Annotated in this window: 26 protein-coding genes; 2 read left to right on the top strand and 24 right to left on the bottom strand. The window is 45.7% G+C overall.

The window, feature by feature from the left end; translation table 11 throughout:
* Positions 1 to 108 precede the first annotated feature (108 nt).
* The 22 genes from ACFILD_RS00415 to ACFILD_RS00310 form a co-directional block, all read right to left on the bottom strand.
* On the bottom strand, positions 109 to 1,314 hold the full coding sequence (locus ACFILD_RS00415) for a phage minor head protein (RefSeq protein WP_375664622.1): 1,206 nt from the start codon (positions 1,312 to 1,314) through the stop codon (positions 109 to 111).
* Complete coding sequence (locus tag ACFILD_RS00410; protein ID WP_375664621.1) at positions 1,307 to 2,887, bottom strand: DUF935 domain-containing protein; 1,581 nt, start codon at positions 2,885 to 2,887, stop codon at positions 1,307 to 1,309. The genes ACFILD_RS00415 and ACFILD_RS00410 overlap by 8 nt, the downstream gene beginning before the upstream one ends.
* Before the next feature lie 12 nt (positions 2,888 to 2,899).
* Positions 2,900 to 4,540: a hypothetical protein gene (locus ACFILD_RS00405; RefSeq protein ID WP_375664620.1), complete on the bottom strand. Its 1,641-nt coding sequence runs from the start codon at positions 4,538 to 4,540 to the stop codon at positions 2,900 to 2,902.
* Entirely contained in the window at positions 4,533 to 5,114 is a 582-nt protein-coding gene (locus ACFILD_RS00400) for a phage protein Gp27 family protein (RefSeq protein WP_375631553.1), read from the bottom strand. Before ACFILD_RS00400 ends, ACFILD_RS00405 begins: the two co-directional genes overlap by 8 nt.
* Positions 5,077 to 5,433, bottom strand: coding sequence for a hypothetical protein (locus ACFILD_RS00395; RefSeq protein WP_375612320.1), 357 nt, complete (start codon positions 5,431 to 5,433; stop codon positions 5,077 to 5,079). The genes ACFILD_RS00400 and ACFILD_RS00395 overlap by 38 nt, the downstream gene beginning before the upstream one ends.
* Positions 5,430 to 5,744 carry a DUF2730 family protein gene (locus ACFILD_RS00390; RefSeq protein ID WP_375607966.1) on the bottom strand — a complete coding sequence of 105 codons (315 nt, stop codon included), beginning with the start codon at positions 5,742 to 5,744 and terminating at the stop codon, positions 5,430 to 5,432. Before ACFILD_RS00390 ends, ACFILD_RS00395 begins: the two co-directional genes overlap by 4 nt.
* On the bottom strand, positions 5,741 to 5,983 hold the full coding sequence (locus tag ACFILD_RS00385) for a hypothetical protein (RefSeq protein WP_375664619.1): 243 nt from the start codon (positions 5,981 to 5,983) through the stop codon (positions 5,741 to 5,743). The genes ACFILD_RS00390 and ACFILD_RS00385 overlap by 4 nt, the downstream gene beginning before the upstream one ends.
* Positions 5,949 to 6,287, bottom strand: coding sequence for a hypothetical protein (locus tag ACFILD_RS00380; protein ID WP_375654600.1), 339 nt, complete (start codon positions 6,285 to 6,287; stop codon positions 5,949 to 5,951). Before ACFILD_RS00380 ends, ACFILD_RS00385 begins: the two co-directional genes overlap by 35 nt.
* On the bottom strand, positions 6,280 to 6,567 hold the full coding sequence (locus ACFILD_RS00375; RefSeq protein ID WP_375631548.1) for a hypothetical protein: 288 nt from the start codon (positions 6,565 to 6,567) through the stop codon (positions 6,280 to 6,282). The genes ACFILD_RS00380 and ACFILD_RS00375 overlap by 8 nt, the downstream gene beginning before the upstream one ends.
* Positions 6,564 to 7,145: a glycoside hydrolase family 19 protein gene (locus tag ACFILD_RS00370; protein WP_375664617.1), complete on the bottom strand. Its 582-nt coding sequence runs from the start codon at positions 7,143 to 7,145 to the stop codon at positions 6,564 to 6,566. The genes ACFILD_RS00375 and ACFILD_RS00370 overlap by 4 nt, the downstream gene beginning before the upstream one ends.
* 87 nt (positions 7,146 to 7,232) lie before the next feature.
* A complete protein-coding gene (locus ACFILD_RS00365) occupies positions 7,233 to 7,640 on the bottom strand; it encodes a helix-turn-helix domain-containing protein (RefSeq protein WP_375612315.1) in 408 nt (135 codons plus the stop codon).
* A gap of 6 nt (positions 7,641 to 7,646) precedes the next feature.
* Positions 7,647 to 8,264, bottom strand: coding sequence for a regulatory protein GemA (locus tag ACFILD_RS00360; protein ID WP_375662985.1), 618 nt, complete (start codon positions 8,262 to 8,264; stop codon positions 7,647 to 7,649).
* A gap of 10 nt (positions 8,265 to 8,274) precedes the next feature.
* Entirely contained in the window at positions 8,275 to 8,898 is a 624-nt protein-coding gene (locus ACFILD_RS00355; RefSeq protein WP_375627429.1) for a DUF3164 family protein, read from the bottom strand.
* 14 nt (positions 8,899 to 8,912) lie between these two features.
* Positions 8,913 to 9,164, bottom strand: a complete 252-nt coding sequence (locus ACFILD_RS00350) for a hypothetical protein (RefSeq protein ID WP_375626745.1) — start codon at positions 9,162 to 9,164, stop codon at positions 8,913 to 8,915.
* On the bottom strand, positions 9,161 to 9,424 hold the full coding sequence (locus tag ACFILD_RS00345) for a hypothetical protein (protein WP_375664616.1): 264 nt from the start codon (positions 9,422 to 9,424) through the stop codon (positions 9,161 to 9,163). Before ACFILD_RS00345 ends, ACFILD_RS00350 begins: the two co-directional genes overlap by 4 nt.
* Positions 9,421 to 10,452, bottom strand: coding sequence for an AAA family ATPase (locus ACFILD_RS00340; RefSeq protein WP_273790128.1), 1,032 nt, complete (start codon positions 10,450 to 10,452; stop codon positions 9,421 to 9,423). Before ACFILD_RS00340 ends, ACFILD_RS00345 begins: the two co-directional genes overlap by 4 nt.
* A gap of 334 nt (positions 10,453 to 10,786) precedes the next feature.
* Positions 10,787 to 12,769, bottom strand: coding sequence for a transposase domain-containing protein (locus ACFILD_RS00335; RefSeq protein WP_375664615.1), 1,983 nt, complete (start codon positions 12,767 to 12,769; stop codon positions 10,787 to 10,789).
* Positions 12,766 to 13,224 carry a hypothetical protein gene (locus tag ACFILD_RS00330; RefSeq protein ID WP_375631539.1) on the bottom strand — a complete coding sequence of 153 codons (459 nt, stop codon included), beginning with the start codon at positions 13,222 to 13,224 and terminating at the stop codon, positions 12,766 to 12,768. The genes ACFILD_RS00335 and ACFILD_RS00330 overlap by 4 nt, the downstream gene beginning before the upstream one ends.
* Positions 13,221 to 14,081, bottom strand: coding sequence for a ParB/RepB/Spo0J family partition protein (locus ACFILD_RS00325; RefSeq protein ID WP_375631537.1), 861 nt, complete (start codon positions 14,079 to 14,081; stop codon positions 13,221 to 13,223). Before ACFILD_RS00325 ends, ACFILD_RS00330 begins: the two co-directional genes overlap by 4 nt.
* Positions 14,081 to 14,479, bottom strand: coding sequence for a hypothetical protein (locus ACFILD_RS00320; protein ID WP_375664614.1), 399 nt, complete (start codon positions 14,477 to 14,479; stop codon positions 14,081 to 14,083). The genes ACFILD_RS00325 and ACFILD_RS00320 overlap by 1 nt, the downstream gene beginning before the upstream one ends.
* Entirely contained in the window at positions 14,463 to 14,603 is a 141-nt protein-coding gene (locus tag ACFILD_RS00315) for a hypothetical protein (protein WP_171815235.1), read from the bottom strand. Before ACFILD_RS00315 ends, ACFILD_RS00320 begins: the two co-directional genes overlap by 17 nt.
* A 73-nt stretch (positions 14,604 to 14,676) precedes the next feature.
* Positions 14,677 to 14,982, bottom strand: coding sequence for a helix-turn-helix transcriptional regulator (locus ACFILD_RS00310; RefSeq protein WP_005864619.1), 306 nt, complete (start codon positions 14,980 to 14,982; stop codon positions 14,677 to 14,679).
* A gap of 152 nt (positions 14,983 to 15,134) precedes the next feature.
* On the opposite strand from ACFILD_RS00310, the gene ACFILD_RS00305 reads away from it, so the two are divergent.
* Both ACFILD_RS00305 and ACFILD_RS00300 read left to right on the top strand, forming a co-directional pair.
* Positions 15,135 to 15,665 (top strand): helix-turn-helix domain-containing protein, encoded by a 531-nt coding sequence (locus ACFILD_RS00305; protein ID WP_375664613.1) that lies wholly within the window; start codon positions 15,135 to 15,137, stop codon positions 15,663 to 15,665.
* Between the two features lie 81 nt (positions 15,666 to 15,746).
* Complete coding sequence (locus tag ACFILD_RS00300) at positions 15,747 to 16,262, top strand: helix-turn-helix domain-containing protein (RefSeq protein ID WP_375664612.1); 516 nt, start codon at positions 15,747 to 15,749, stop codon at positions 16,260 to 16,262.
* A 117-nt stretch (positions 16,263 to 16,379) separates the two neighbouring features.
* Here ACFILD_RS00300 and ACFILD_RS00295 read toward each other — a convergent pair whose 3' ends face one another.
* Together ACFILD_RS00295 and ACFILD_RS00290 are read right to left on the bottom strand one after the other, a co-directional pair.
* Positions 16,380 to 16,517, bottom strand: a complete 138-nt coding sequence (locus ACFILD_RS00295) for a hypothetical protein (RefSeq protein WP_375664611.1) — start codon at positions 16,515 to 16,517, stop codon at positions 16,380 to 16,382.
* Between the two features lie 170 nt (positions 16,518 to 16,687).
* A partial coding sequence (locus ACFILD_RS00290) for a DnaB-like helicase C-terminal domain-containing protein (protein ID WP_375664628.1) occupies positions 16,688 to 16,847 on the bottom strand: 160 nt, incomplete at its 5' end.

The raw sequence follows: 16,847 nt of genomic DNA, 5'->3' as shown, positions 1-16,847 counted from the left end.
CCAGGACGGTTTTACCGGATCTGCGAGGAGTTGACCGCCCTCCACGCCTTCTCTTTTTCCTCGCCTCTTTTCCGTTAAGAACACAAGACTTTCTTCCTGTTGTTCTCTTTACAACAACCTCTCGCCCTTTTTTTCAGCCGCATCCAATAAGCGTCCAATTTCTCTAGAGCTTTTTTTATGCATGGAGGTCAACCACCATTCTTGTTTGCTTGCCACAAATTTAACCGCTAAGCGCCACCATACCCCATCATTTTCACCCAAAAACACAACGCTCGGTACACCTTTTCGCCTGATAATTCCATGGGGGCGAATGAGTGTTTGAATGGCGCCTCGAAAATCATCCAAGCGAAGATCACGCGCTTGATGCTCTAACAAAATATGTTTCACACTGTCTGCGGATAAGAGAATAAGAGAATTTTCCGCTGCAAAAACATCACCCACCTTTTGTGGTATCGGTGCAATGGGTATAAACCCGCGAGGCATCCGTCCTTCAAACATGGCTTCCAAAAGTGGTGAACCCACAATATCTTCAATGGCAATGCGCTTGTCATTGTCCCCCATCACAGAGACTTTATCACTCAAAAAATTGCTTAAATTTTGCGCCCGATGTTTCCCAGGATTAGAATGCCAACCAGGATCAATCCCCTTTGGTATCTTCTCAACTTTCCCCGTCCGTTTATTGTGCCAAACCTGCTTTTCAACATGAAGTGGCTCTGCCCCCTCTTCATAGCCTAAATCTTCTGCTTCATAACGGCTTACCTGTCGCACACTGCATTTACACCGCCAACCATTGGGCGGATAAAGCCAATCCCAAACCGGATCATCAACAGGTGCGGTAAACCCCACCCAACTTTCATGTTCTAAACGCTTATGTTCTGAACTTGACAAAGCATAGGTGAGATAGGGCAAAAATTCTTTATTATTTTGTGTGCGCTCCCACTCACCTGCCGCATGCGCACTCATGGTATTGGCCCAATAGACCGTTTCTAAACGCCGTGGGCTGCCCAATTGTACCACGCTCTTTTCACCAGTTTTGGGGTCAATGCTGGTCTTTTTACCCCACCAACCCTTTTCCTGTAAAATCGGCATCAAATTTTTTTGAAAATCTTGAAAAGGAACTTGATGCTTTATGGCTTCTCCAACCGCTCGCTTAAAATCCTCCAAAATATCATAGCCTAGCGATTTTGCCACCGTAAAGGAAAAGGCATGTTCTTCTGGTGCTATATCACGCCAATCAAAGCTTGGAACAAGTGCCTTGGCTTCAAAATAACGGGTGACCTCTTTAGGGGCGGTTTTAAAAAGTTCCTCATCCATGATACCCAAGCCCACGTGCAATCATTTGTACTTTTGCCAAGCGCGCTGCTAATGCGTGATGATCCATCTCACCTAGCAATTCATCTAAGCCTTTTAGGATATCCTCATAACTTTTTGCTTCTCTCACAAGCTTTTTAAAAGGCTCTAAAAGGGGTTCTAAGTCCTCTTCCCAGTCACTTAAAGCTTCTTGTGAAAGCCGGTCCAATTCGTCGTGATGTTTCCCACCCTTCTCTTTTGCACCCTTGCTCTCTCTTGTCACAGAAACATCAAAAACACCTCCACAATCAGCACAAACATGAGCCTTTTCTCCCCTCTCATCATCAAGCGCATTATCAGGAGCCTTTAAAACATCTTCTTCTTTTGTTGGTTGCGAAAAACCAATCTTATTGCGCACTTCTTGCGCCCCAACACGCAAACCTAAAGGCACAAGTTTTTCCAGCGCATCACTAATCGCTTTAATGTCTTCATTTTCCGAAATCGGCCAATAGACAAGGGGAGCGCGCTCTTGGCGCCCAAAATTAATCTCAACAAAGGGCACAATTAAATCACGATTAGCCGTTAAAGCTAATTGACGTGCATCAGCTCTGGCAATATCATGGCGCACATTTTCATGAATGCGCGCTTGCGAAAAAGACGCACCATCATCCGTCGTCATGGTTTGCCCCAACACACCTTTAGAAATTTGTCGATCTAAATATTCCGCCTTAGAAGCAAACACCGCATTGCCACTGCCCCCTGCCGCTTCAATAAATTCAATCTCCATTTCTTTGGGAATAATCGCTGCCGCATCACTGGATAAATCACGCACCGCTTGAATGAGAACCCGCCGTTCCTCATGAGAAGAGCTTGCCCCATATTTACCCACACGCAAAGGCATGCCATAAACTTCTAAAAATGCCATCCAATCTTTTAAGGTATAAGATTTAAACAAAAAAGCCCAAGCTGCAAGCCGCGCAAGCCCAGAACGAATAGGCAAACCGCTTTTCAACTTGGGTCTGTGAATAGAAAATTTATAAGCAGGCAATTCACTTCCATTAAAAGACCCCTCTTCTTTTAAACGCAAATGAAAACCATCCCGTCGATCCAATTGAAAAAACCGCTGGTCACGCCATTTCCAAGCAACCGGCCACCATTCCTTGGCACTCTTGTCCCACAAAGTTTCAACAACCGCATAGCCTTTTCCCAAAGCATCTAACAAATCCGTGACATAATCATCAACAAAGGTAGGCGCACTAATCACTTCCCGCACCGCATCTGCTATCTTTTTGTCCTGTGCACTGTTGCTTGCGGCAATCACTCCAGGCTCCACCCCTGTAAGGGCATTTTTACGCATGCCAAGCACAGCACGATAATGCAAATCACGCTCTTCCATATCATCGGCAAGTTGGAAAAACTGCTCTGGATGACCCTCTGCTGCCTGTTGTAAAATATCAACAAGTTGCAGAGGGGTGAGACCACTGACAATGGTTTGTGACCATACATCACGAACACCGCCAACAGTAGGGCTTGCAACTTCTCGCTCCAACCCTTTGATATTAAGCGCCCTACCCCACTGATCTAAAAGTTTTACCATCTCATCATCCCATCAATAAATCTTTGATCGCATTGTTGAAAAAAAAGGCGTTGAAAAGAGCGAGCTTTCATCAAAACGATAAGCCTCTCTCACAGGTGTATAATCATAAATTTCAGGAGTTTGGCGGCTAGCAAAATAAGCCAAAGCGCAAGCAATCGCGCTATCACCATGGCGCATAAAACCATCACTGCCTTTAAAACGATGATTGTCTGGAATTTTCACAATGCCATTGACATAAGCAAGCGCTTGATGATCGGCAACAATGTCACTATCGCGCGGCAAAACAATCGTCCCATCCCCAAAAGCTTCTAAATAAGCCGGCATTTCCTTGCCATACCAACTTTGTGACAAGGGCACTTCCTTCACAAGAGCTCCATAACGTTGCGCCGCTTTTTCGGCTAAATAAGCCCCATTGCCCCGCGCATCTAACGCGCCGCCCATCAAACGCGGCAAACCATTCACCCCATAAAATAAAATCTCTCTTTGTTGATCAAACGGCGTATTGCGCAATTCCACCATAAACCGGACACGGCGCACCAAATCTTGTCCCACCTCCATCACCACAATCGATGTCGCATCGCCCGATCTGGCAAAATCAACACCAAAAACATGTTGGCGCCGCCGGTCAAGCCCAATATGAAGAGGTTTTATATGTTTCTCACACCAAGCAAAAGCAGCAACACTTCGTTGATGTTCCGATTGATTTTTAAAATCATCCACACAAGCAAAACGCAACACCGCAATATCAGGCGCACAACAATTTTCAATCTGTAAGCGTGTTAAAGCCGCCCCTTCTTGATCAGCTGGTATGGCATCTAATTCTTGCCGCATCGCACTCAAACGTATCCCATAAGACGCGCGAATTTGATCTTCCCATTGTTGTTCAGAAATTCGACTCCACACCTCCCCCTTCATGGCACAAACACGTTTAAACAAGCCATTTTTAACAGCAACACCAAAGGGGTAACAATGCACCGAAAAAGGAACCTTACCTGCTCGCGCCTCACGGATCAGTTCATTGAAAGGATTGAGCACACCATTATGGGTGGAGATCACACGGATTTTTCCTCCCCAAATGAGCAAAGCATTGACAGCATCCAAAACAGAGCGCACATCTTGATGAAAAGCCGCCTCGTCAATCACTACAATGCCCTGTAACCCCCGAATGTTTTCAGGGCGGCTAGAAAGCGCCTCAACCCGAAACCCCGAAGCAAAACGCACCCGATAAGCAGAGATATATTTCGTTGAACCATCCGCCCTTTGATCAGAGAATAAAAATTCCTCCACATCCCCACTATTACGAGTGATTGCCCTTGCAAAATTGCTCACATAACCAATAAATTCACGTCCCTTTTCTTTGGTGTCTCCAATATAAAAAACATTATCGCCACCAGCCTTAAGCGTTGCTGCCGCAATAAGGGTATCATCCAAAGCTTCCGCAAAAGTAATGCCGGTCCGCCGCCCCTTTTCAACCAATTTTAATGGGGACTTATCTTCTATCCATGCCCGTTGATGCGCCATCAAAACGCCTTCCGCTAAGGGATCACTCTCTTTGGGAAAAGTACTTCTCTGCCAAATGTCATAGGTATTCTGATGTTCACAGCCATGACTTTTAAAAGCAATCTGTTCAGAAAAATTTTGCCCTTCAGCCATGTTTTACCCCCAACACCTGCGCACGAATAGCTCGCGCTGTTTCTTCTGAGAGCCCCGCCGCTGCTGCTGCTGCGTCAACCGCTTTGCTTGCTTTGCTGGTAAAATCCTTCTCTAATCTTTGCCGTCTGGTGGTCGACAAATGTTCAGCCGCCAACACGCCTTTAAGCGCATTGGCCAATTCTTGTGCTGCCTTTGGCGAAAGGTTTTTCCCACTGCTCAACGTTGAAAAAATCAACTCCTTAATCGCTGCTGCCGTCAAAAGAGTGATATTATCAGAAGCTTTAGCATCAAAGCGCTTGGAGAGGCTTGCGGCAATTTCTCTTGTCTGTTCTAGGCGCCGTGACATCACGGCTAGCCGCAAAGAATAACGATTAAAACTGGAAAAAGAGGGAATAGAAAAGCTGAGACCCGTTTCCTTTCGTAAAGCCTTCAAAGCCGCTTTAAACTCACCATAAATAGCCATTTGTGTCTTCTCACGCCCATTTAAAGCCTCAGCAGCAGCAGCAATAATTTGATCACAAGCTTGCGGCAATAAATCAATCGCCGTTAAACGTCCACGCCCGACCTTGCGCATCCTTCACCTCGTCTTTTATTGATGAACGTTTAGGCCGCTTAATCCCCTCAATGGAAAAGCTCCGGTCTAAATGACGCGCTCCCCGTTCTGTTAACGCCGCAAGAAAAACTGAACCCACACATTTTAAAGTAACAGCACCTTGATCTTCCATCCATGCCAGTTCATTATGCACAAAATCGCGATCGCGTCTGATGCCATAACTGTATAAAAGCCGCTCAATCATCGCACTCGATAAAGTTTCGCTGCGCTCACAAGCAAGCCCTTTTAAAATAATCAACCGCGCTTCTTCACGGATGATTTTATCCATATCTGCTTTCATTTCTTGGCATTCTCCAACAAAAACTCTTGCAAGCGCTCACCAATGGCTGCCACCGGTTGTAATTGTGCAGAAAGCGTGTTGAGACGACCATTCAATTTCTCCATATTCACTTCCAATCTTTGCAGCGCATCACGATCAGGCAAAAAGTCCATCTCTGTTTCTAACTTTTGCACACGCTCTTTAAGCGCCGTGATATCTTTCAGCATTTCCCGCGCACCTGAAGAAAAATAGGCTCTCAAAACCCCACAAATCGCAATAACCGATAACAATAAAGACAACCAGCCATTGGCAACACTGATATCCAAATTCACTTAAAAGTCCCCTCTCTTTTGCCTAAAATCGCCAGCTCCGCAGCTTTTCTGCGCTGTTCACAAATCAATAAAGCAGCACGATCACGTCCCCAATAGTGCACCACTTCGCGCGCATTCAAAGCACGCTCTGGCAATAAAGCTGGGCGGGCACACGCCATGCGAACAACAGGCGGCAACTCAACCGATAAAAAATGATAAGAAAGGCTACCCACCGGCTTGTGTGTTGAGCAAGCGCACACGCTCAAGCCCAATGCCACCGCCAGTAACCGGCAACTTCTCATTGACTTCCTCCATTTTCACAAGCTTTTGTTCCAAAGCCGAAATCACCCCTTGCGCTTGATGCTCAGCTTCCAACGCTGCTTGTCTTTGTCGCTCTTGTACAAGCAGTGCACGTGCTGAAGCCTTGGCAATCTCCAACTGCCAATACAAATCACGCGCCTTTTCCGCCTTTAAAATTTGCGCTTTCATAAAGCCAAAAGTCGCCAACATCACACTGACCAAAAAAAGCAGACCAAAAGACAGTTTTGAAACAGGGCTAAACATTGCTTTTATCTCCCCACCTCGTTATCTCCACCCCATCATAGGAGCGGCTATGCCGCTTATGGGAATGCTTCCTATTGGAAAAATCCAACGAGCCAAAGCCACGATGCACCCCCAGATTGCCAACAATAATCGCCACCATCGAAGGAATAGAAATGCTCGCCATATCAACAATATGCGGAGCCCCCCACAAACCACCAGAAACGAGCAAAAAAATAACCCCCCAAGCAAACCAAAAGGACCACCATAAATAGAGCCTAGAACCACGATAAGAAGGTTTCATGCCTTTACCTCGCCTCCAAGTCCCAAAAGCTTTTTGGCGCGGTTCAAATAAATCAAACGTTGCACAAGTCCATTCTTGCCCCCATTGATCGCCTTGGTAATCCTCACGACATCATCTTGATCAGCCAGCCTATTCAAGCCTTTCATTTGCCAAAACCAAACAGCAGACCAAAGCGCTGCTGGAAACTTTTCCAGCTCTTGCGGAAATGCTTCACAATCAACCGCTTGTTCATCGACTAAGCGCCAAAACTTCGTAAAACGACGATAATTATTGCGCCCCGTCAACTGGATCAAACCACGCCCCTTAAAGTGCACCCCATCCCCAGGGTTGACATTGCCTAAATCACGCCGCCCCTCATAAGCGCGCCCTGAGGCATATTCACAAACGGTAAAAAAGCCATCACTCTCATGGGCACATTGGCTTAAAAAATGCGCAACACGCAATGGTGTCGTGATCGCTCCATAGGATAAAGCTTCAGGCAACACACGTGCCATTTCAACAATAATAAAATCTTGGCGCGCATGATGCGCCAATTTAGGCGCAAGGCGATGAAGAAAAGAGGCATCTATTGAAACCATAACAAACCACTCAATGAATAAAAATCCATTCGCAGTTTATCGGGTCTCACTCCCCCAATATAAGCCTGACACTGTCAGTCAAAACTCTCAATACTCATAAAACTCTGGAAATAATAAACCTTGTGGTTCTTTTGAAGAAATTTTCTTCTTCAAGCGATAGGCTGTACGCACATGCATACCAGAAACAGCAGCTGCAGTATCCACCGACCAGCCTTTTTGCAACGCTTGCACCATTTTTTGCCGCCGTTCAGCATCTCTGCCAAGGGGGATAAGAAGGCGCACACCCGAACCATTAAAACAAAAATGGTTGATGAGTTGCTGCGCCTCTTCAAACCCAACAATTTCAATCAACCAATCCGCACTCTCAAGACGCCCGGGTATATAAACTTCTCGTCCACCAAAAGCCCGCATCATATTCCATGCTGCTTCACTGCCCGCAACATCAGCTATTTCACGCAATAAGGCAGGAAAATCGCTATAGATTTCCTCTTGCATACATGCTTACCCCTCGCTTTTAACACCTTTACGGATTTTCCGCCCCCAAACATTCATCACTTCTCTAAAGTCGCCCCCACTCATCTCACCCAAAGCTTTACCACTTAACGCCATAACACTTTGATGAAAAGCCCCAAGCTCAAACATAGCATCGGGATTCAAACACTTCCATTGGGCACACAAAATGGAAATGCTTGGTTTATTCCTCCATGAATCTTCGCGGTTTTTCCCTTTCCAGTCAACCCCACCCTCACGCTGCAACCAACCTTTCAACGCCTCAATAGCTCTGCATGCATCATCGCTATCGCGTAAAAAGCGAACATGATCAATCCCTGTCTGTCTTTTCACAAAGGCAAGCAACGCCTTGTCTGAACGATCACGAATAATGCCAAGATTCCACCCAGCAATCCAGAGCGCCTGGAGCTTCTTGGCATATTTACCCTCTAAACGCTTCCCATTCGGCTTAAAACCAAACGCTTTCATTTCAGCGATAACCAAGTGCTTTTCTGAAAAATTCAAATCTTTCGCCGATTGCTTGCCTGTTAAGCGATAGAGCAGTGCGCGATAGGTCTCATCATCAAGACCTAACGCGCGTTTTCCCATATGAAGGACAGCTAAAGACATGTTACCTCCCTCATGTCTTCGCCAGATCAATGGTTACAGCACGCCAAGCGCTTTCTAGGCTATCACGCTCATAAAAACGCACATATTCCTTAGATGTCGTCACACGGAATGACTCACGAATAGCACGCATCGCCTCTTTCCAGCGTGGATCATCAATATCCAAACGCAACAGCATAAAGATCTCCCCCCGATTCACCTTGCCTTCTTTATCCGTATTAAAAGCACGCGTAATAATCGCACGGATTTCAGGGCGCGCATCCGCAGACCATTCATTCAAACATTCATCAAGAAGGCTTTTGGCAATTTGCAATTGCGGTCCAAAATCAACACTTTCCTGTACCTGCACCTTAATGCGTTGCAAACCATCAAAGCTTGTGTAAGTACAATTGCCCTTTTTGCCACGCCGCTCCACACCATATTCTTGCGCAAGCAAGCTATCAAAATCACTCAAATCCGCAATCGTATGGTTGTTAAAACGTGCAATCCTTGCCGATAATTCTTTCGCAAAACCCATAATTTTGCGCACCGTTTCATCCTCTAACAAATCCGCAGGGCGGATCAGGTTTACCGGCACCAAAGCCCCTTTCGCATCCTTCATATAACGCGTACCTTCAAGTTCAATTTGTGGATTCATCACCAACTTCCTCCTTATGTTTTTTGAAACCGACGAAATGGCACAACATCCCCTGAAGAAGGCGCACATCCCGCTTTCAATTGCCAACGACACCGCATAAGCTCATGACCTAAAACGTGGTTATAGCCTGCCAAACGACGCAAATACTCATTCAATTCTCGAACATCTTGTCCATGCAAAAAAATCCCATCCATTTCATGTTTTAACAAGGCAGAGCGCAAAGCAATCAAGCACTCTCTCACCATATAGGGGTTGCGTTCCATCATTTTCCGCCTCCAAAATCCATATAAATCACACGATTGCTCTCATCCGCATCAGAGCCTTCACACTCAGCCAAAACTTCTGCAACTTCAGCTTCCAAAACCGCATCCGCCTCCCCCAAACGGTGAACACTCAACTCCAATTCAAGCAATAACGCCAAATCAACACACAATTTAAGCTGTTCTCCAATATCAAAACCGCATTGATAATCGTCATAAAGACCAACAAGCGTATCGGATAATTCTTTGTCGCATAAAGAGATCATGCCAATTCCTCCACGTCACGGTTTTTCCATGCCGCTTTGACATGTTTCAGGGTCACCTCACACCCATCTCCAAGCGCTGCCATGCGTGCCAACATCATGGTTTTGTCAATTTGCCGCAAAGCACCAGCTTTCAAACCAATTCCCGTCAAAAACTTTATCGCACCAACATCTTCAATCCCCCAATCATGAATGCGCGCTGCAATATCCTCACTATAGGGCTTGCGCCGTTTCAAATGCATCGCCAATCGGCTTTTAATTTGCGCATAAGAGGGACCATTTTGACGATGAACCAACCGTCCAGAGATTTCATCATTGCCAACCAAAGCCAACCCCGTACCATTAATATCAACAAAGTGGCGCAACTGATTAATCGCCTCATCCGTTAAATTTTGCGCTTCATCAACAATCAACAACGTGCCACTGCCCACGCGCTCTAATTTCTTACCAATCGCACGCGTTAAGCGGGTGGGATTATATTCCACCACTTCCAATTCTGCTGCCATATCATTCAAAATACCGTGAACACTGCGCGTATGCGGGCTGGCTGTCACCAAATAAACATGCGGGCGGGTAGAGCGATAATGGCGGCAGGTTTCGGTCTTACCACTGCCCGCATCAAGCGTAATCATCACCATATCCCCCGTACTTTGTGCCAGTGTTAAAGTATCAATAATCTCACTGGCAATTCGATTCCTCTGAAAGGCTGGTTTTTCAGGAATGCGCTCCAAAAACCCCGCCGTTTCCTTTAAAACCTCAACCCATTGTTGAACCTTTGCATTTTGCTTACCCAATTGCCCCGCATAACTGCCCGCATACCATTGCGAAAACGTCCCATCCGGCATGCCTATGCGTCGCGCCACCTCTGCTTTCGACCAATCATTCATTTGCCCCAAAGCTCTCACTGCATCCACAAGCTCATTCCATAAAGCAATGTCATCACTGTTGCGGTTTTGTGCTGTTCCATTAGGCTGGATTTTAGGTCGCGCCCAGGGATTTTTATCGACCGTTGCATTTATCGCGTTTTTCATGTATATTCCCCTCTGTATTGATTTTAGACTATTGATAAGGGGAAGGGCTCCCACCCGCCCCTTATCTTTTGTCTTTAGAATGAACATTTAAAAGCCGTACGCGATACTAAAACGGCTAACCTTGCAAATCCCCTTTCTTTCTCACACATCGGGGAACTTGCTAACTTCACGCTCCTCACCTGATAAGCAAAGACACCTGAAAATTTAATTGTATTGATTTAAACTTTTAAAGGATTAAGACTTCTCCCCCCTTTTCTTTGTTAACGCTTCAACCCCGCACATGGACCTCAACCGGTCCCCTTAAATCCCCCCTCTCTTTTCCTATTTCCTTATTCTATTGCTTGGGAAACTTGATCACCTCACGCCCCTCATCAGAGGCGGAAAGCTTTCTCAAAGCTTTATGCAAGTGTTGACTGAATTCTTCCTCCCCCAAAGCCTCATCATCGTCTGCTTTCAAAGCTAAATTCCCCACATTGTTTGGCATCAAGCGGCTCACCTTTGGCTTTATCGGAAGCTTAGATTTGAACGCTTCATCCTTTTTCTCAAGGCGACCATAAACATCGGCCAAGTGATCAGGCGCAAGCTTTGCCGCTAGCTGTTTTTCTGCTTTAACAGCCTTCACATATTCTTTACGCAAACGCCCATTCAAGCGCGCCGCCTGCTGGTCATAAAAACCTACATCAGAAAGGCATGGTGCCAAACAAAGCAACCGATTGTTCAAATCATAAACCCGTAAATCTTGATGCAAATGATCCGGATCAAAGCGTACAATCACTTTTTTCCCCGCATGCTCATTCAACGCCCGCGCCCAATAACGATTGCCATAAAAATGGATCTCGCCCGTACCCTTTTGCGCACGCAATGCCTCAGAGGTTAAAAGCCATAAAGCCCGTTGTGCTGCCGTTGCTTGCCGAATAATCGTCCCCTCGGCTTGCAAGCTCTCTGTAAAGGTCTCATCAAAACTGCGCCCCGCACAATTAACCGCCTTGCGCCCCGCTTGCGCATTATGCGCCACAATCTGCGCACCAACATGGGCTTTAAACGCTTCAAATCCTATCGCGCGTTTTCCATAATCTTCAGGCTTGGCATCCGGTTTATTGCCCGTATAAGCCCCCGCACAAAAGGGATGTTTAGAAATCGCTTCTGCCAGATCACGCCATGCCCGCTCAATCGGTTTAGACTGTCCGCTATAAGGGGTGGTCCATTGCAATTGCACACCCAAACTCGTCAAAAGCCCCTGCGGATCATCCGGCTTAATCTTAAAACGAAAACGGTTTTGCACACCTCCAGAAATCCACTTGCTGGTAAAGGCACGCCCATTATCCAAGGTCATACGCTCCGGTATGCCATAAGCTTCCACCATGTCCCCAATCACCAAACGCACGATTTCCCAAGTCTCAGCATCCGACAGGCGCCACGATAAAATCTTGCCCGAATAAAGATCTTGAATGGCAATCAGATAAAGCCGCACAGGCTTCTCTGTCCAAGGAACATTCACAAAAACATCCAGCTTATGCCCGTCCATATTCACTGCTTGCAGTGCATGCAAGCTCGAGCGATCACGCCGTTGGGCTGGATAAAGCTTTTTTGCCTTTTCTTCTCCCTCACGCGCTAAAACCACAACCGCTTTGGAAACTTGCGCCTTAAAACGACGCCGCAAAGCCCGCTCTGAAGGAATGGGCTGCCAACCCCGCTCCTGCGCAACCGAAACCATGCGCCGATAACACGCCGAAAAAGCAGGTTTAGAGGGGCGCAAATAATCCGAACAAAAAACCTCCCACGCCCCCTCATGACACGGCGCAAATTGCGAAACATTCTCCTCACCATAACAAGGTGCAAGCGCTGCCAACCAATCAGGGCGCTCATACCCCTCCACCATCTGCCGCCAATTAAAAAGCGACATCCGGCTCACACCAAATTGCACCGCACTCAAACTTGCCGCATCATGCACACCCATACCGGCATGGAGCAAATCTTCCCAAAAGCAAAGTGCCTTCAAACGCTCTTCACAGCGCCTTTTATGCGCCTTTGAAAGCCCCTCATAACGCACCCAAATACTTGTCTTTTGATCGCTTTTCTCTGTCTTTTCTTCTACACAAACCCCACCAAACCGCACCAACAACGCCGCCCGCGCCCCCTCCGGCAATAAAGAAATGTGATACTCCCAAACCGGCTTGGTTTTGCCTCCCACTTTCCTCGAAAGTTCAGAGTTTTTTCTCCAATATGCCCGTCCGTGGTTTTCAAGACTTTTATATGTTTTCGGCAACCCTGGCAAAGCTGCCTCAGCCAATTCGGCAATAGTAAACCATTCCTTCATGGCTGCCCCCTTTTAATGCGAACCGGCGTTGCGCGCATGGCTTTCAATCGCACTGCAATCTCCCGCTGTTCCTGCTGCAACCGCGCAATTTCTGCTAACCGCGCCTCATCCCCTTGCAACAGCAACAATCCATCTTCACTCACCACCTCATCCCAAAGCCAAAATGCCTCTGTCGCCCGCACAAATGCCTTAAACCGCGGCAGGGAAATATCCACCTGCTTACTTTCCGCAACATAAGCATCCAAACTGGCCTTACTTAAACACCCAATCCCTAAATAATGCGCCATACGCTCCGCAATCACACTGCGCTCATGCCGGCATTCTCTCAAAGCACGCGCCATCGCACGCTTAATGCGCGAGCGAAACCGCCCTAAATCAATCTGTGCAACGGGTTCACGACAAGGAAAAACCGGCTTTTGGAAAAAATCAAGCTGCCCGCAACCATGCCTCTTCATGACAGCACCTCCCCCGATTGCTTGTTCAAATAATCATAAAACCGCGCCTTTGTCTGCGCATCTGCTCTCTGCCAAACACCCAATAACTGAGCAAAAACCCGCTCTTGTTCATTAATTTGCGGCGGCGTATTAATCCCATTGACCAAATCAACAGCCCGCCGTAAATCCCCCTCAACCTGTTGCAAAGCAATTGCCACACGCCGTTGCGCAACCGGCTCCATCTTCGCCAACTTCAACAATTGCGCTTGATTATCCGCCAATGCCGTCCCCCGCAAAACAGAGCGTAATTCTGGCTGTAAATACTTGGAAATACGATTAAGTCGTCTCACTGACTCTTCAGATAAACCAATGCGATCTGCCACATGTCTAGCAAAGCAAAAAGTAACTCCCTTATCACTTTCTTCATCGGTATGAGCAATTCGGTCAACTTGACCGAATTGCTCTTTTTTGACTTTATGTTGATTACTACCGTCCCCACCAACCTTAATCTCCCCATACTTCTTTTCCCACAATTCGCGGTAAGTCTGGACAAAAAGCGCACGGTCAATAACAGACAATTCATTGCGAAACAAATTCTCTGCCACTTCTAAAAGCGCAGCATTGTCCTTATCAGCCTGCACCACAACCGCATCAATTTCGCTATAGCCTAAAAGCTCAGCAGCACGAAGCCGATGCGCACCAGCAATAAGCGTGTAATTACCTTCCTTAGCATTGGGGGTATGGCGCACCGTAATCGGATTCATCAATCCCTCCCGCGCCATTGATTGTGCAAGTGCCTTGGCATGTTCATCATCCACAGGGCGTATACGCTCCGGCACCACAATCACATCAAGAGCAAGCTTTTGAAACTGTGCCATCACGCCGCCGCCTTTCTGATCTCTTTAAAAAACAAATCCATCGCACGCCCCGCCCATCTTCGATAAGCTTTCGCAAATACAGGTTCTTCCAAACGCCGGTTAATCACTTGCATAGATAGAGAAATAGAAGTCCGCTGACGTGCCTGTATCGCAACAATACGCCGCCGTGGCACCTCAAACTGATAATGCAAAATATGAATAACAATCTGCCGTGCTAACGCCGCATCAAATAAGCCATGCGGGGGGGCAATAATATACCGGATCGGCAGATGCTTAAATCCACTACTCACGGCTTTTAAAGAACAGGAAAGCATCACCTGTAAACGTTCAACTTCTGAATAAGGATTAACGATATCGTTTCTGACATCTGGGGTCCATAAATTACAAGCAGCAACCATAACCACCCCCTATAAAAACAATATGACCACCATTTAATCGCCAGAACCACCCCATGCAAACGGCTGTTCTATGATGCAACTCTATGCAATTTATCTTGCCTATTTCGTACTGATCTTTAGACATTGATAAACCTTTTTATCTTATGGTATTTAAATTCATGGCAAATGCGCAAAAGCGCAAAGCCGTGTAACGAAGTTCAAGCAGCATTCCCGCGCAAAGCAGAATGCGCACGCGAATCTGTATTGGCATGTTTTGCTGCTTTAAAAATGCGACGGCGACTTTTGGGGTAGCGGTCGCTAAAAACCTGCTCGACGGGCAAACCGATAAAATCGGCAATAGCGCGTTCGGCTTTCTCGTTAGACCGTGTCCAGATATGTTGAACACTGGATGACGAGAGTTGATAAGCTTTCGCGAGCTCCGCCAAGGTCATATTACGGCGGCGTAGCTCAGCTAAAATACTATGGCGATCCCATACTTGAATGCATGTTTGGGTGGTTGTCATAACTTTCGCTCCTGCTTCAAACGGATGCTCAAACCATCCGTTTTTTGTGGGGTTAATTGTAAAATATCTGCCCTCAATATCGGGCGGTAATAATAGGTATACAGCCTAAATAGGCTTTTGTAAATACCCAAATGTCATTTGGAGTGATTTTTTTGGCACGCCCTGAAAAAGAACCTACAACAGAACTGGCAAAACGATTGCGTGAAATACGACACACCCTTGGTTTTACAGAGCGCAAACAATTTGCTAAACATTTTGATATTCCCGAAACGACTATGCGCAATTATGAAACGGGTTTACGAGAGCCTCCTGCATCTATACTGCGAATATATAAAGATCGCTGTGGAATATCCTTAGACTGGCTTGTCACTGGTGAAGGCGAAATGTTTAGTGACATGGCAAAAGCGAAAGCAGCAGGTTTTAAAGCACCCACCATTCCTGCTGGTCTCATGAAAAAGCTTGGTCGCATAGCTTATACAACCTATCGCGATGCTAAAATAAAACTCCCCCCTGAAGATATAGCGGAACTCGCGGCGGAACTTTATAAAAAACTGCAAGAGCTTGTTCAAGACATCAACGACATGGAAGAAGTAGAAGCAACTTTCCCTCTTCTTAAAATTCATTTAAAGCGTCAAATAGAAGCTGAAAGAGTACATCTAGAAACTACACAAAATACGGCTTAATGCCTCTCTAAGATGAATGGGGAAATCTCTTTTTAAAATCCTGTAATTTAAAACGAACCTAAATATGAATAAGGAGCATTTTTGGCACGCCCCGAACTAGAACCTAAAACAGAACTAGCAAAGCGCTTACGCTTGATACGAGAAAGCTTAGAGCTTAATCGAGATAAGATAGCTACCCGTTTAGGTATTAAAAAAGCAATTTATGACCATGCTGAAAGAGGGACCACTTTTCCCAATGTAAAATTTTTGACTGCTTTATCACAGCAATTAAATATCAACTTAACTTGGCTAATTACAGGTGAAGGCGAAATGTTTAGTGACATGGCAAAAGCGAAAGCAGCAGGTTTTAAAGCACCAACCATCCCTGCTGGTCTCATGAAAAAGCTTGGTCGCATAGCTTATACAACCTATCGCGATGCAAATATAAAAATCCCTCCTGAAGATATAGCGGAACTCGCGGCAGAACTTTATGGAAAACTGCAAGAGCTTGTTCAAGACATCAACGACACGGAAGAAGTCGAGCTTATTTTACCTCTTCTAAAATTGCATTTAAAGCGTCAAATAGAGGCTGAAAATGCACATCCAGAAACTAAATAAGATACAGCTTAATGCCTCTTTAATATAAAAAATGAAAGTGGAAATCTTTTTACATTAAAAAATTTATATAAATTATTGATAAAAAATACTTTTTACTCAATTTTTAGAGATTTCCACTTATATATGGAAATCTTTTTTGCTTTTTTGGTTATTTTGGGCTGATTTTGGAGTCAATTGAACTTTTGGATTGATTTTTTTCACAGGGTCTTCAAAGGCGGTTTTCTGGGCTTTCACAGACTTTTCAAAATTTTTCACAGGGTTTTCAAAGACCTTTCAAAGCCTTCTCTCATTTTTACCATGAAAACGCATTTTTTTCTGATTTTCGCTCTTTTTTACAATTTTAGGTGTCAAAATCTATTTTGACAAAACGCGCATTTAATGCTAAATTTTATACATAAAAACAACAAATTACCACGTATTCCTACCTAATCCCACCTTTTCCCACTTAGTATAAAACCTAGTGTCAAACTACAGCATGTAAAGTCGGGTTGAAAGGCAAGGGGGACGATTCCTGTCGGACCATGGCGTTGTTTTGCTATAATAACCTCGGCTTTACCCTTGGCTTGCTCCATTGCATCTTGCCAT

This window comes from Bartonella sp. CL162QHHD (assembly GCF_042195435.1).
GTDB lineage: Bacteria > Pseudomonadota > Alphaproteobacteria > Rhizobiales > Rhizobiaceae > Bartonella.
Note: the sequence above shows the minus strand (reverse complement) of the source record. Positions and strands in the feature narration are given on the sequence as shown.

Bases quoted from the DNA above. Each gene is read 5' to 3' on its own strand.
- ACFILD_RS00415 (WP_375664622.1), bottom strand. From the start codon at position 1,314: ATGGATGAGGAACTTTTTAAAACCGCCCCTAAAGAGGTCACCCGTTAT.
- ACFILD_RS00410 (WP_375664621.1), bottom strand. From the start codon at position 2,887: ATGGTAAAACTTTTAGATCAGTGGGGTAGGGCGCTTAATATCAAAGGG.
- ACFILD_RS00405 (WP_375664620.1), bottom strand. From the start codon at position 4,540: ATGGCTGAAGGGCAAAATTTTTCTGAACAGATTGCTTTTAAAAGTCAT.
- ACFILD_RS00400 (WP_375631553.1), bottom strand. From the start codon at position 5,114: ATGCGCAAGGTCGGGCGTGGACGTTTAACGGCGATTGATTTATTGCCG.
- ACFILD_RS00395 (WP_375612320.1), bottom strand. From the start codon at position 5,433: ATGAAAGCAGATATGGATAAAATCATCCGTGAAGAAGCGCGGTTGATT.
- ACFILD_RS00380 (WP_375654600.1), bottom strand. From the start codon at position 6,287: ATGTTTAGCCCTGTTTCAAAACTGTCTTTTGGTCTGCTTTTTTTGGTC.
- ACFILD_RS00375 (WP_375631548.1), bottom strand. From the start codon at position 6,567: ATGAAACCTTCTTATCGTGGTTCTAGGCTCTATTTATGGTGGTCCTTT.
- ACFILD_RS00370 (WP_375664617.1), bottom strand. From the start codon at position 7,145: ATGGTTTCAATAGATGCCTCTTTTCTTCATCGCCTTGCGCCTAAATTG.
- ACFILD_RS00365 (WP_375612315.1), bottom strand. From the start codon at position 7,640: ATGCAAGAGGAAATCTATAGCGATTTTCCTGCCTTATTGCGTGAAATA.
- ACFILD_RS00360 (WP_375662985.1), bottom strand. From the start codon at position 8,264: ATGTCTTTAGCTGTCCTTCATATGGGAAAACGCGCGTTAGGTCTTGAT.
- ACFILD_RS00355 (WP_375627429.1), bottom strand. From the start codon at position 8,898: ATGAATCCACAAATTGAACTTGAAGGTACGCGTTATATGAAGGATGCG.
- ACFILD_RS00350 (WP_375626745.1), bottom strand. From the start codon at position 9,164: ATGATGGAACGCAACCCCTATATGGTGAGAGAGTGCTTGATTGCTTTG.
- ACFILD_RS00345 (WP_375664616.1), bottom strand. From the start codon at position 9,424: ATGATCTCTTTATGCGACAAAGAATTATCCGATACGCTTGTTGGTCTT.
- ACFILD_RS00340 (WP_273790128.1), bottom strand. From the start codon at position 10,452: ATGAAAAACGCGATAAATGCAACGGTCGATAAAAATCCCTGGGCGCGA.
- ACFILD_RS00335 (WP_375664615.1), bottom strand. From the start codon at position 12,769: ATGAAGGAATGGTTTACTATTGCCGAATTGGCTGAGGCAGCTTTGCCA.
- ACFILD_RS00330 (WP_375631539.1), bottom strand. From the start codon at position 13,224: ATGAAGAGGCATGGTTGCGGGCAGCTTGATTTTTTCCAAAAGCCGGTT.
- ACFILD_RS00325 (WP_375631537.1), bottom strand. From the start codon at position 14,081: ATGGCACAGTTTCAAAAGCTTGCTCTTGATGTGATTGTGGTGCCGGAG.
- ACFILD_RS00320 (WP_375664614.1), bottom strand. From the start codon at position 14,479: ATGGTTGCTGCTTGTAATTTATGGACCCCAGATGTCAGAAACGATATC.
- ACFILD_RS00315 (WP_171815235.1), bottom strand. From the start codon at position 14,603: ATGTCTAAAGATCAGTACGAAATAGGCAAGATAAATTGCATAGAGTTG.
- ACFILD_RS00310 (WP_005864619.1), bottom strand. From the start codon at position 14,982: ATGACAACCACCCAAACATGCATTCAAGTATGGGATCGCCATAGTATT.